Annotated in this window: 12 protein-coding genes and 1 pseudogene; 3 read left to right on the top strand and 10 right to left on the bottom strand. The window is 43.2% G+C overall.

Going from position 1 to position 13,864, the window contains the following annotated elements; all coding sequences use genetic code 11:
- Positions 1-2: 2 nt before the first annotated feature.
- Positions 3-326, top strand: coding sequence for a hypothetical protein (locus LP107_RS04340; RefSeq protein WP_115369316.1), 324 nt, complete (start codon positions 3-5; stop codon positions 324-326).
- 68 nt (positions 327-394) lie between these two features.
- Here the strand turns inward: LP107_RS04340 and LP107_RS04335 are convergent.
- From LP107_RS04335 to serS, 4 genes and pseudogenes are all read right to left on the bottom strand, one after another.
- Positions 395-937, bottom strand: a pseudogene (locus tag LP107_RS04335) (RNA 2'-phosphotransferase); the annotation flags it as partial.
- Positions 938-1,500: 563 nt separating this feature from the next.
- Positions 1,501-1,623 (bottom strand): BrnT family toxin, encoded by a 123-nt coding sequence (locus tag LP107_RS04330; protein WP_244893637.1) that lies wholly within the window; start codon positions 1,621-1,623, stop codon positions 1,501-1,503.
- Entirely contained in the window at positions 1,620-1,802 is a 183-nt protein-coding gene (locus LP107_RS04325) for a BrnT family toxin (protein WP_244893638.1), read from the bottom strand. Before LP107_RS04325 ends, LP107_RS04330 begins: the two co-directional genes overlap by 4 nt.
- 3 nt (positions 1,803-1,805) lie before the next feature.
- On the bottom strand, positions 1,806-3,062 hold the full coding sequence (serS, locus tag LP107_RS04320; protein WP_078273581.1) for a serine--tRNA ligase: 1,257 nt from the start codon (positions 3,060-3,062) through the stop codon (positions 1,806-1,808).
- Positions 3,063-3,294: 232 nt separating this feature from the next.
- On the opposite strand from serS, the gene LP107_RS04315 reads away from it, so the two are divergent.
- Positions 3,295-3,978: a YcxB family protein gene (locus tag LP107_RS04315; protein ID WP_078273582.1), complete on the top strand. Its 684-nt coding sequence runs from the start codon at positions 3,295-3,297 to the stop codon at positions 3,976-3,978.
- 250 nt (positions 3,979-4,228) lie between these two features.
- On the opposite strand, the gene LP107_RS04310 is transcribed toward LP107_RS04315, so the two are convergent.
- The 6 genes from LP107_RS04310 to ychF all read right to left on the bottom strand — a co-directional run bounded on the left by LP107_RS04310 (position 4,229) and on the right by ychF (position 7,797).
- On the bottom strand, positions 4,229-4,486 hold the full coding sequence (locus LP107_RS04310) for a DUF333 domain-containing protein (RefSeq protein WP_078273583.1): 258 nt from the start codon (positions 4,484-4,486) through the stop codon (positions 4,229-4,231).
- Between the two features lie 41 nt (positions 4,487-4,527).
- Positions 4,528-5,646, bottom strand: coding sequence for a hypothetical protein (locus tag LP107_RS04305; RefSeq protein WP_078273584.1), 1,119 nt, complete (start codon positions 5,644-5,646; stop codon positions 4,528-4,530).
- Entirely contained in the window at positions 5,643-5,828 is a 186-nt protein-coding gene (locus LP107_RS04300) for a hypothetical protein (RefSeq protein ID WP_112742486.1), read from the bottom strand. Before LP107_RS04300 ends, LP107_RS04305 begins: the two co-directional genes overlap by 4 nt.
- A 122-nt stretch (positions 5,829-5,950) precedes the next feature.
- Positions 5,951-6,157 carry a hypothetical protein gene (locus tag LP107_RS04295; protein ID WP_078273586.1) on the bottom strand — a complete coding sequence of 69 codons (207 nt, stop codon included), beginning with the start codon at positions 6,155-6,157 and terminating at the stop codon, positions 5,951-5,953.
- A 39-nt stretch (positions 6,158-6,196) separates the two neighbouring features.
- Positions 6,197-6,661, bottom strand: a complete 465-nt coding sequence (locus LP107_RS04290; protein WP_078273587.1) for a DUF441 domain-containing protein — start codon at positions 6,659-6,661, stop codon at positions 6,197-6,199.
- A gap of 44 nt (positions 6,662-6,705) precedes the next feature.
- Positions 6,706-7,797: a redox-regulated ATPase YchF gene (gene ychF, locus LP107_RS04285; protein WP_078273588.1), complete on the bottom strand. Its 1,092-nt coding sequence runs from the start codon at positions 7,795-7,797 to the stop codon at positions 6,706-6,708.
- Between the two features lie 181 nt (positions 7,798-7,978).
- On the opposite strand from ychF, the gene LP107_RS14320 reads away from it, so the two are divergent.
- Positions 7,979-13,708 carry an Ig-like domain-containing protein gene (locus tag LP107_RS14320; protein WP_276035238.1) on the top strand — a complete coding sequence of 1,910 codons (5,730 nt, stop codon included), beginning with the start codon at positions 7,979-7,981 and terminating at the stop codon, positions 13,706-13,708.
- Positions 13,709-13,864: the final 156 nt, after the last annotated feature.

Below are 13,864 nucleotides of genomic sequence, written 5' to 3'. Positions count from 1 at the left end.
TTATGAAATTAAAAACGCTTTTATTAATAAGCATTGTGGGCATTGGATTAAATGCTTGTCATAGCAATCAAAATATTGTTAAAGACGACCCCTTAAACCCTAACACACCAATCCCAACCAGCCAAATTCCAGAAAGAACGCCTGTGCAATTTAATGACATTCTTTATAATGAAAAATATGCCGACATTCAATGCGGTTCGGTATATAAGCCTGTATGCGTTACCATTCACCAAAATGGACAAACTTTTAAAAAGACTTTCGGCAATCAATGCCAAAGCATTGGCGTATTAAATGTGGTTGATAAAACAGACGGGAAGTGTGAGTAATTGTTTAAAATAACCATTTTGACAGCAAAAACAAAAAACACACCCTTATTTAAGTGCGTGTTTTTTGTTTAAACAATAATCCCCTCATAAACCGTCAAATATGACACAGGCACGGATTTAATTAGCCAAACACCATTTTTGGCTTGATAAAATTCATAACCGTCTTGGTGCATTTTTTTGCTGTCAATTTGTAAAATTTGCACCCTGCCGTGTCTTTTACCAACAGCTTTGGCGGTTTTAGTATCGCCTGACAAATGTACATATTGGCGAGACTTAGGTAATAAACCGTCTTTTAAAATGGACGGTATAAATTGATGAGCCGTGCCGTGATATAAAACATCGGGCGGTAAAACAGGCTCAAAATCTCGTTCTACCACCCGCGTTGAATGCCCTTGCACCGCTCGGATTTGGGTATTGTCTTCGGATATTTCAAAGCGTTTTTTGTCATTGGTGGCAACGACTTCATAAAGCTGTTCATAAGTTAATTTAAAACCCAAACTTGTTTTTTGATTGGTGTTTTTGATTAACTCATCAATATAAGCAAAGCCTTGTTTGTCCAAAGTTAAGTTAATGGTTTCTGGGCGGTGGCGTAAAATAAGACTTAAAAATTTACTGAATTTTTTTGGCTTTTTGTTCGTTTAATTTCATTTAACTCATTGCTTTTTTATAAATGGTTAATCCAATTCCCAATCATCAATATCCGTTGCTCTGGCAATTAAATCATCATTAAAAGTTATTAAGCCTTTTAATAAAGGATTGGGCATATGTTTTGCTTTTTTGGTGTATCGTCCGCAGGAATTTCTTTAAAAAATACTTCAAAATTCCCCATTCTAAATTGCTCTGGTACAGCAATTTGACTAACAGGCGTAAGATAGATGGCTTGATAAGCTTGAATTATATTCTTTATCACTTAAAGAATCATTAAACATAAAACCCTACCTTACAATCACCCCATTAAGTCGTGGCGAACAGCACCCGAATCATTGTATTTAATCGCATTCTGTCTTGTGGTGAATTGTGTAATTTTAGCGTTTCTTGTACATCGCTATCAAACAAACTCATTAAATCATCTTAGGGTGGTGCAATTCCCAGATTATCTTGTAATCGTTTAATTTTGGGGTTTTGGCGTGCGGGACGAGCCTTACTCATATCCAAACTTTTGTAGCGTTCAAAATCAAAATCTTGCATTATGATAACCCTTTATTTGTTCGTTACTTGGGAAATAGGCGGTAATAATCCTAAAAGTATCGCCCCTTTCGGTATACACCACCGCCAAAAATCTTGCTTGGTTGCTCATAGCAATGATGATTGTTCTTTGTTCATTGTAATCACCAATATCTTCAAATTCAATGGCACAATAAAATCAGCAAATACACTCACGACTTCTTCAAAAGTGATTTTGTGTTTATTTAGCACAAGCTCATATTTTGGGTCGTACCATTCAAAAATCATTCCACCAAATTCAAGAATTGGCATATCTCACCCAATCACTTCCAAGCCACCCATATAATTTACCAATACCTTAGGGACAGTAATTGTCCCATCGGCATTTTGGTAATTTTCCATAATGGCAAGCAAAGTTCGCCCCACCGCCAAGCCAGAGCCGTTTAGGGTATGAACAAGCTCGGTTTTTTTGTCCACTTTGGTGCGAGCAAGCATACGCCGTGCCTGAAAGTCGCCACAATTTGAACAGCTAGAAATCTCACGATACGTATTTTGACTGGGTAGCCAGACTTCAATGTCATAAGTTTTGGTGGCACTAAATCCCATATCTTTGGTACATAGCGTTAGCACACGGTAGGGAAGTTCCAACGCCTGCAAAATACTCTCCGCCTGTACGGTCATCTCTTCCAATGCCTGCATAGAAGTTTCAGCTTTGACAATTTGCACCATTTCTACTTTTTCAAATTGGTGCTGGCGAATAAGCCCCCGTGTATCACGCCCTGCACTCCCCGCCTCACTTCTAAAACACGGGGTATGGGCGGTAAGTTTAATCGGCAACTCGCTTGGCTCAACAATCACACCACGCACGGTGTTGGTTAGCGGAACTTCTGATGTTGGAATGAGATAATAATTATCAGCGTGGAATAAATCTTCTTCAAATTTAGGGAGCTGTCCCGTGCCTTTTAGGCTCTCGGCATTTACCATATAAGGCACATACATTTCGGTGTAGCCACGGGCTGTGTGGGTATCCAGCATAAACTGCACTAAGGCGCGGTTTAATTTGGCAAGTTGTCCTTTTAACACACTAAACCGTGAACCTGTGAGTTTACTCGCCATTTCAAAGTCAAGTAGCCCCAAACCTTCGCCCAAGTCCGAATGGTCTTTAGTCTCAAAATCAAACGCTCGTGGCACGCCCCATCTACGCACTTCTACATTGTCGTTTTCGTCTTCGCCCACAGGGACGCTGTCGTCTGGTAGATTGGGGATTTTTAGGCTCTCGGCCTCAATGGTTGCAAGAAGTTCACGCAAATCATCTTCACAGCGTTTCATTTCATCGCTAACTTTTGCCATTTGAGCCATCAAGTCATCGGTATTTTGTCCGTTTTTCTTTAACAGGCCGATTTCTTTTGCCCCTCCGTTTTTTTGGGCTTGTAAGTTTTCGGTTTCTACTTGTAAAGATTTTCTTTTGTTTTCAAGGTCTTGCCAAAAAGCAATGTCAAGTTCATAACCCCGAGTGGCAAGTTTTGCTTTCAAATTTTCAAGGTCAGAGCGGAGCAGTTTTGGGTCTAGCATTGTGCATTCCTATATTAATGAACCCAAAATATGATACGGTTTTGTAAGGACGAATTGCAATTCGTCCGTACGGGGCAATGGTTTATTTGTATCATTTTTTAAGTTCTTTTGGTATAAAATTTGTTAAATGTCGTCAATTATAACAAATTTTTTGGCAAATTCCCATTAGGATTTTTAATGAAAATTTGCCATAATAGTGCTACAATACCCTATTTTATTTTAAGGAAACACAATGAGCAAGCAAAAAGCCCTTTACCCTTATACCATACAGCCTGTCGCCCTAAATATGACCGAGAGCGAATTTAAATCCGCCCAGCTCGCCCTATTTAACAAATCCAGTCAATCCTTTGGGCTAAAATCCGTCCGCACCAAAGAATGGCTGGTGCTTGGCGTGCTGGCGGTGGCGAGCATTTTGGGCATTATTTTTGTGTCGGGCTATTCTACGATTTTGTTTTGGCTAACTTTGGGACTGTGCATTGGCTATTTAATTGCCCGTACAAAAGGATTGCAATGGTATGCCAAACGAGAATTTGACAAACAGCTCAATGAGATTAAATTACCGCCTGAGCTTAACCAAATGAAATTGGGCGTACAACCACAAGGCTTGGTGATGAGTATGCCGATGGCGGGCGAGCAATTGGAACAAATCCAGTCTGTGAGCAAAAAACGTGGACACACCACCCAAGGCTTCACGATGAAATCTAGCCCAATGCAACAGGCGATTATCCCTTGGACGGCGGTCACTTCGTGGGACGAGACCGATGAGTTTATTTTTGCCATGTTTGAATATCAAGGACAAAAAGGCTCACAAATTATCCCAAAACGCCTAAAAAACAATCACTTACCGATTGATACCATTATTAAGCATTTGGGCAAGGTTACGCCAAAAGGATTAAAGATGGAAAATGTGGCTTAGGACGTGCCCGCCTTTGGTATTTGAACTAAAAATGACACGTTTTTTAAGGAAAAACTTAAGGTTGATTGTCATTCCATCAAAAGACCCCTTCAAAACCCTTTGATACACTAAAATATCCCAATAAACCATAAAGTATTACTAACCCTGACTACATTAAACTTGATTGGGGTTAAGAATAACAAACTTTCTGTTAAACACCGTAAAATAAGAGTGTGCAGAATAAGTCTTATCTTGATTGGTTGTTGTTTGGTCAGGGGGTGTAGTGCGATTGCTCTGAACCACCGCTTATTTTATAAAATTCATTCACTTCCACTTTTTGACCGTTTGGTAATTCGCAAATATTGACTTGTTTGCCGTTCACGGTGGTGGGATTGATAAATCCTTTTTGCTGTAAACAAAATTCGGTGGCAGGGGTAGAAATACCGACCACTTTGACATCGGTGGGAATGACGCTGATAGAGCAAGCGGTTAAGGTTAAAAAGGCAGTGAGGGGGAATAAAAGCCTCATAAAGCACCTATTGAGTGGTTGGGTTGATGGTTGAAATTGAGTTAATTGTCATTACTATGATTTGTTTGGGTAAAGTCTTTACTGTCCACCAAATAAAAATAGCCTTTATCATCTATTTTGCAACTATTTTCTTGGGTGGGGTCGCCATCGTGAAAGTCGGTTACTGTGATTTGTTCTTTTTGTAATGCAGAAGTGGTTTTTGACCAGCTTTCAGCAATTTCATCATAAGCAATATTAAGTGTATCAATGATATTGCCGTTTTTATCAATATTGATAAGATGAGTGATAAGTTCGTGTTCATTTTCTGTATTAGAAAATGTCATTATTAAACTTGTGATGTTGGGATTATAAGACACTTTACCAAAAATCACAAGCTCTTTGGCGGTAGGATAAAGCCCAGCAAAGAATTTGGCTTGGTTTTTATTTAAATGAGTGAATTGTTCATAATTATCAAAGTCAATCGCCACTTCTAAGGGTAAGGTCTTTTGGGGAATGGTGGTTAAATCAAATGAATTTGTGAATTCATCAAATTTAAAATAAATTTTATAATAATCACTGTCATCGGTTTCTTTATTTTTTGTAACTTTAATATAGGCGGTTTGATTATTTTCAAAAAACCCAAATTGATAACCACAAATCTCCAGTTGATTATCCTGTTTGCTAATGGTTTGGTTAAAAATATCATCTAAACGAATAATGGCTATCCATTCATCGTTAATATATTTTTCAACAAAAGGATAAGCACAGCCTTCGTATGCCGTACCAGAAAAACGATAGAGCTTATTGGGAGAAGCAAAAGAATTAAGTCTATAAGTACCAATAAATTTACCTGTATTTAGACTAATACCAGAATAACCATCGTCCATGATAATGGATAAAGTATTTTCATCTATGTTGTAAAATTCAAAATCTGCTAACAGGTTAACGGTATTGCCATTTTTTGCGTGAATTTTGGTAATTAGGTTATTTTCATTAACTTCTATTGCGCCTTCCAATGCTAATTTAGCATTCTTAATATTATCAAACCCTGAGATGACTGTTGAATTTTCTATTTTTAAGGAGTTGTCCAATACTTTGGTAAATTCTTGCTCGGAGATTTTTTCAATCAATAAAGGATGATCATCAATGGTAAACCCATTATCAAAAATATCACTTGTCATTGTTTTTTTGGCTTATTGGTTTCTTGTTGGATTTTTTTATTGTCTTGGGGTGTAACTTCTATTAAAGGGGCGGTATTTTGTTTGGACTGCGTATTGTCAGATTGAATGGGGTTTGCTGGCTCTTGATGATTGGGGCAAGCAGTGAGTAATAATAGGGCGATTAAGGGTAAGGCTATTTTCATAAAAACCACCTTATTCATTTAAACTCAATATGAATTTATTGATTGGTGTAAGGTGCGTATTACGCACCGTTTTTTTTGGCTTATTATTTAAATGGTGTGTAATACATACCTTACGATTACAATTAAGAACGCTTAAACTCTGGTAACTCAATATCGCCCACATCTGGATTATGATAATTCATAATCACATCGTAAAAAGTGCTTGGTTCTTTAATAGTTTTTGTGAGTACCTTTCCATTTTCAGCAAATTGAACTTCTTTGCCATATTCAACCTGTTGTTTGACTTGCTCGGCAATCGCAGGGGGTAATAATGCCAATTCTATTATCATAATTTCTCCTTGTTTTAAATTGATGGTGTGTATATGCTTTTATTTCTGCCAATAAAACAGCGATAAAATCCCTGCCGCAATCAGCGGACCGACAGGCACGCCACGCAAAAAAGCCACGCCAAGCACCGTGCCAATGAGTAGCCCTGCAATCACTTGCGGTTCGCTTATCATCAGCTTGACACCCCGTCCGCCTAGATAAGCAACCAAGAGTCCAACCAAAATGGCAATGAGCGATTTTGGACTGACAAAAGATTGCAAAATCATCTCACTGCTTAATTTGCCACTGGCAATCGGGGTAAGCACGCCAATGGTCAAAATCAAAATGCCCAAACTTAGCCCGTATTTGTCTACATAGGGCAACAGCACAGCACCAAAAGGGCTGACTTTGATGATGATTAAGAGAGCGGTCGCCAAAACTATCGTATTATTTTGGCTAAACACGCCCAAGCCCAGCAAAATAAATAAAACAATTAAGCTGACATCAAGGTTGGCAAAGTTCGGCATTTTAATGACCTTAACCTATTTAGACATTAAACCTACTTATAGACTTATACATTGAAACGGAAATGCATCACATCGCCGTCTTGCACCACATAGGTTTTGCCTTCTAGGCGAGATTTGCCTGCCGAGCTTGCCCCTTTTTCGCCTTGATATTCAATAAAATCATCAAAGGCAATCACTTCGGCACGGATAAAGCCCCGCTCAAAATCGGTATGAATGACCCCTGCCGCCTGTGGTGCGGTCGCCCCGACAGGCACCGTCCACGCCCGCACTTCTTTGACCCCTGCGGTAAAGTAGGTTTGCATTTTTAGAAGCTCATAGCCTGCCCGAATGACACGGTCAAGCCCTGCTTCCGCCATTCCCAAACTTTCCAAAAATTCCGCCTTTTCGTCTTCGTCAAGCTGGGCGATTTCTGATTCTAGTTGGTTGCAAAGTGGCACGACAATGGCATTGTCATTTTTGGCAAATTCACGCACCGCATCCAAATGCGGATTATTTTCAAAGCCGTCTTCACTCACATTGGCAATGTACATCACAGGCTTTAAGGTAATTAGCCCGTACGATCTGATGAGTTTTCTCTCATCATCGTCTAGATTTGCCATTCTAGCAGGTTTGCCATCTGCCAAAAACGGCTCAATTTTTTGGAACACATCAAGCATTGCACGGGCTTCTTTGTCGCCCCCTTTGGCTTTTTTGGAGGCGTTGGTGATGGCACGGGTTACGGCTTCAAGGTCAGCAAGAGCAAGCTCGGTGTTAATGGTTTCAATGTCCGATAGGGGGTTTACCCGTCCGTCCACATGAATGACATTATCATCATCAAAGCACCGCACGACATGGGCGATGGCGTCTGTTTCGCGAATGTTGGCAAGAAACTGGTTGCCCATACCCTCGCCCTTGCTTGCCCCCGCCACAAGCCCTGCAATGTCCACAAATTCCATACTGGTGGGAATTACTCGCTCGGGCTTTACGATTTCGGCAAGCTGTTTTAGGCGTGGGTCTGGCACAGGCACAATGCCTGTGTTTGGGTCTTTGGTACAAAAGGGGAAGTTTTCGGCGGCGATGCCTGCCTTGGTGAGTGCGTTAAACAAGGTGGATTTGCCCACGTTAGGCAAGCCCACGATACCACAATTAAAGCCCATGAGTTATCTCTCTGTTAAATTTAAATCTTTTATTATAGCAAAGTTTAGGCGATAAATTAAGCAAAATTTACGTATTTTCAAACCAACGCAGTTCGATTGGCTTGAAGGTTTGCAGCAAATGGTTAATCTATTTTAAAAATTGTGCTATAATAAAGTATTTCAAATTAATAGATCAACCGCCATGAAAACAAGCAAATACCAGCTTATTGTCATCCAAGACCAAACAACCGAAACTCATGCTTTAAATAGCAAAAAACCCCTAAAACTTAAAGCTAAGAAAAATACTGTTTATCAAATCATCAATGAAGAAGGCGAGGTTTTGCACAATCCTGTGATGGAAGTGGTAGGCGATGACATTTATGTGTACTTGCCCGAGGATGTTAATGCATCTTTGCGTCTTGAAAATTTTCAAGACGCTTTGCCCATCACCGACCCCACCGCCTTAAGTGATTTAAATGCCAGTCTTGCCACAGCAAATACGACGGCAGGCGGTGCTTTGCACTCGTCTTGGCTGGCTAGGCTTTTTGCCACAGGACTTGGAGCAGCCATTTTACACCACAACAAAAGCACAAATAACCAGCCTATTAAAAATATAGATGATAATCATTTCGTTCCAACGCCTGAGCCAACGCCTGAGCCAACGCCTGAGCCAACGCCTGAGCCAACGCCTGAGCCAACGCCTGAGCCAACGCCTGAGCCAACGCCTGAGCCAACGCCTGAGCCAACGCCTGAGCCAACGCCTGAGCCAACGCCTGAGCCAACGCCTGAGCCAACGCCTGAGCCAACGCCTGAGCCAACGCCTGAGCCAACGCCTGAGCCAACGCCTGAGCCAACGCCTGAGCCAACGCCTGAGCCAACGCCTGAGCCCACCATTCCGCTTGCAATTACCATCAACGCCATTGATGATGGTATGATTAACATTGCTGATAAGTCTTTGAGCTTCACTTTAACAGGCACGGTAAATTTTGACCCGACCACCACAGAGCAAAAGGTCATTATAAAAATCAATGGGCAAGACCACCCTGCGACTTTAACAGGCAACATTTGGACGCTTGATGTCTCGGGCGAAACCTTAGCCTTTGCCGAAGGTAGCCAGACCTTGACTGCCATTTTGACTGCCAAAGACCACACAGGGGCGAGCGTTAGCACCAACGCCACAGGCGGTTATAATGTGGATACAAAGATTGACACACCTATAATTACCTTTGACAACCTTGCCAGCGACAACATCATCAACCTTGCCGAAAGTGAGCAAAATTTGGTGGTTTCAGGCACGGTAGAAAACGCCAAAGATGGCGACCTTGTCAAAGTCATCATTGGTGGGGTGTCGCAAGATGTGCCAGTACAAGGAGGCAAATTTAGCCTAACCGTGGCAGGTTCTACCCTAAAAAATCACACGCAAATTTCGGCAACCATCATCACCACTGACACCGCAGGCAATACCGCCAAAGGCGATAAAACCCACAGTTATGAAGTGGATACCATTGCCCCCACACCCAAAATCACCCTAAATCCAATTACAGGCGACAACCGCATTGATTTGACTGAGAGTGCCAAACCCACGACCACCATTACGGGCAATATTGGCAATTTTGTCAAAACCGATACCAACGAGTTTGTGCTGATTTGCCTATGTTCTACCTGCACAAGCAACAACCAAAAAACCGTAGAAGCCCGTCTCAATGACGATGGTACATTCAGTGCTGACATTGCCACCGATGAGCTGACCAAATACGACAGCGTCAGCGCCACCATCAAAAGCACCGACAAAGCAGGCAACCAAGGCGAGGACAGCACCAACCAAACTTATACGGTTGAAAAGCCTGCCACCCCAAGCATTACCCTAAATCCGATTGCAGGCGACAACATTGTCAATGCTGCTGAGTTTAATTATGGCAGTGCCAATCTCAACATTGCCATTACAGGTAAGATTGAACGGGCGGAAGTGGCAACTTCTACGGTCAAATTGGAATTTTATAAAGCGAGCGTGCTTGCCAAAACCGTAGATGCCGAGCTTGGGGCCGATGGCGTTTATACTTATCGCATTAGCGGGGCGGAGCTTCACCGCTCTTATGACACCGTCAGGGCGATTTTGACCACAGGCGGGCAAAGTTACGACCACAGCCAAAGCTATAAGGCGGCCGCTTTCTCGCCAAAATGGGGCAATCCCGCCCTTGTGCCGACCGCCGTTTCTGACGACAATGTCATTGACCAAAACGACACTTGGCACGACACTACCACCATTACAGGCACTTTTAATTCCATTAGAAATACGCTGACCGCCCAAGGCATTGAAAATGCGGTGGAAATTACCGTTACGGTTAACGGCAAGCCTTATGCGACCACCGTGACGGGGCAAACAGGCACCTTTACACTCAATGTCAAAACTGCCGACCTACTTGCCGACACCGACAAAGTTGCCGACGTCTCCGCCTATTTGTACGACAACGCAGGCAACAACGCAGGCGGTGCAATCCGTGCCACGCTTGGCTATACGGTCAATGATAAGCACATTAGTCAGCCGATTGTTACCGTCAATCCACTTGACAACATTAACATTGCCTATCAAACCGCCAACCCAAGCACCACTTTGATAGGTTCGTTCGAGCTTGATGGCGATGTGGCTCTTGCCAATGCTCCTTTGACGGTTGAAATTGGCGGACAAAGTTTTACCGCCCAAAAAACCGTCACCAGCTCTGGCAATGGGCAAAAAACCATTGGCACTTGGACACTTGATGTGCCAACACAAACTTTAATTGACGCAAATGGTAACCTAACCGCCAAACTCTCCGCCAGAGACCACACAGGCAACCAAGCCCAAGCAAACACGCCTGCCACTTATAAGGTAGATGTCAATGCCCCAAGCGTGGAAGTCAAACTAAACGCCATTACAGACGACAATGCCATCACACCTGATGAAATTAATGATACCTTTACCATCACAGGCACGGTAACAGGCGAATTTGTGGCAAGTGATAAAGTGACGCTAAACATTGGCAACGAGACTTATAGCCTTAATGTGGTGGATGGGCAGTTTAGCCAAGCCGTGCCAAAAGCGGTCATTTTGGCAAATACAGCTATCAACGCCACTTTAACCACACAAGATGAGCTTGGCAATACAGGCTTTGATGACGACAGCCTAATTTATAATGTTACTGCCAAAGATATTAAGATAGAGCTTGACCCAATTACCACCGACAACCTTATCAATGTCAGCGAACAATCCACGCCCATTGATGTCTCAGGCAAGGTAACGGGGGCGGACGCTAAGGCAGGACAAACGGTAGAAATCAAAGTGGGCGAACAAACCTTTACCGCCACCGTTGGCACGGATTTGACCTTTAAAACACCGATTGACGGGCAACTGCTTGCCAAACACCAAAACTACACCTTATCTGCCCAAGTGCTTGAAAATGGGGAATTTTTGGCGTCCAATACCCACAATTATGATGTAACAAATGATGTCTCAGCCAGCATTAAAATTACCGCCATTGGCGATAATACCAACGATAATGGCGTGGCGGACGGTTTTGGCTCAGTACGCCTAAGTGGCAAACTTGCCCTAAACGACAGCATTTTTGCCCAAGGCTACAACAGCGACAGCCTAGAAGCGATTGTGGTCAAAATTGGCGATAAGTCGTTTAACGCAGGCTTTAACCGTGATGATATGTCGTTCCACATTGACTTATCAAAAAGCGAAGCCGAAGCCCTACAAGGTCAAGCCATCAGCTATGAATTTATCACTTCTGGCAGATTGTACTATCTGGCAGGGACAGGCGATAGCAAGACCGTCCGCCAAGTCGGGGCAAGAGATGGCGTTGCCCAAAGCGAACTTGGCAAAATCAGCGTAGAATGGCAGGACAACACCAAAGCCCAAGATGGCGTAACCACCCTAAGCACGCCCGCCAAAACCACCGCCATTACAGGGGTGGTGGCAGGTTCGGCACAGGTGGGCGATGACATTAGCGTTGCCATTGGCGGTCAAAACTACACCACCAAAGTCCAAGACGGCAATGCCTTTGTGATCAATGTGGACAGCGAAACCCTTGTCAAGCACACAGGCAACATTACCGCCACGCTTGCCACCAAAGACTTAGAAGGCAACGACATTAGCGTCAGCGATGTGGCGATTTATCACAACGCAGGGCAAGCCACAGGTGAGTTTGTCAGCAAACACACGCACACCAATCCTGCCGACCGCAAAATGAAGCACACCGATGATGATTACAATTTTGCCTATATGATTGACTCGGTAGCGTCCAACTACCGTGGCGGATTTTTGCACACCATGCACACACCGTTTGGTGGCTTTACCGACAATGGCACGCCTGCCAAAATCAAATACTATTTTGCCACACAAGAAGAAACCACCAGCCCCGATTGGCAATATGCAGGGCGTGGCTCGGTAGGACAAGGCTCAACCCGAGATTTTTCGGACAATCTTAAAACCTTTATTAGAAATAGCCTAACTAAGTTTTCTGATGTTGCCAATGTGGAATTTGAAGAAGTTGGCAGTTATCAAGAAGTCGGTAATGGCGGGATTAACTTTATCTATGGCGATACCATTGGCGGAATGGCATCAAGCGGGGCGTTTGCCTTTGCTGGCGGTAATGTGGTCTTTGACACCGCCAACTTTACTGACAACCCAAACCCTGGCAACTACCACCACTACCTTGCCTTGCACGAGCTGTTCCATACCTTTGCAGGCAAGCATACCGATGGCGTTTATAGCAATTATGGCTTTGCCACGCCCGAAGATTACACTTCCGAATTTTCAATCATGTCGTACAGCCCAGATTACCATTGGAACTCAGGATTTAGAGACCTAAGCCTATATGATGTGATGTATATGCACTATCGTTTTGGTGTCGCCAAAACGGTCAATGCAGGCGATGATGTTTATGGTTTTGGCAATTATGCCTCCCTTGTCCAAGACGGCACCATTTATATCGCAGATGCAGGTGGTGTGGATACCTTTGACGCATCCTATGAACAAGAAGGCGTTACGGTCAATTTGACCCCTGGTTCGTGGATTTATCACACCAGCCAAAAATCGGACACCTTTGTCATCAAAGAAAAAACTACCATTGAAGGCAACAACGCTTTCTTTGCCAACCAAGACCTATCAGGCTACACCTTGTCTGGTAATGCAGGTAAACATACACATACCGAGTATGTCAAAGGGCAAGGCTTTATTGGTTATGGCACGCAAATTGAAAACCTAAAAGGTTCAAACTTTGCCGATGTCTTAACAGGCAACAATGCAAATAACAACATCTTTGGCAATGACGGCGATGATATCATTTATGGCGGACTTGGCGATGATTATCTAGATGGCGGTCAAGGGGCGGACACGCTGATTGGCGGTCAAGGCGATGACAGCTATGTCATTGATAATACAGGCGATAGCATTACCGAGCTTGCAGACGAAGGCACAGATACAGTGTACAGTTATATCAATTATAGCTTAGTTGATAATTTAGAACACCTAACTCTGCTTGGCGCAGACAACATCAATGCCATAGGCAACAGCGAAAATAATACCCTGATTGGCAACAGCGGTAACAACACGCTGATTGGCGGTGCAGGCGATGACACCCTAGACGGCGGACGAGGCAGTGACACCTTGACAGGTGGCGATGGGGCGGATTATTTTAGATTTAGCACCCTACTTGATGGCTCGGTAGACACCATCACCGACTTTGATGTCGCCAATGACAAAATCGTCCTTGATGACGCCATTTTCACCGCTTTGGCAGGTCAAACGAGCGTGGGCGACTTTATCAAATACAACAGCACGACAGGCGATTTGAGCTATGATGCGGACGGTACTGGTGTGGTCAATGCCATTGTCTTTGCCAACCTTGGCGCGGGACTTAATGAAAATCAAATCCAATATCAGATCATTTAATCCGATAAAGGTAAATTTGGGGAATGCAAATGCACTCTCCAAATTTTTTTAACACAACGCTCCAACCTTCAAAACACACCGCCAAACAAGCATGGTTGCAAAATCGCATCATTGCAGATGACCAGTCATACTTTAATACTTACATCATGCAACTAC

This window comes from Moraxella bovis, from assembly GCF_025985205.1.
GTDB classification, from domain to species: domain Bacteria; phylum Pseudomonadota; class Gammaproteobacteria; order Pseudomonadales; family Moraxellaceae; genus Moraxella; species Moraxella bovis.
Note: the sequence above shows the minus strand (reverse complement) of the source record. Positions and strands in the feature narration are given on the sequence as shown.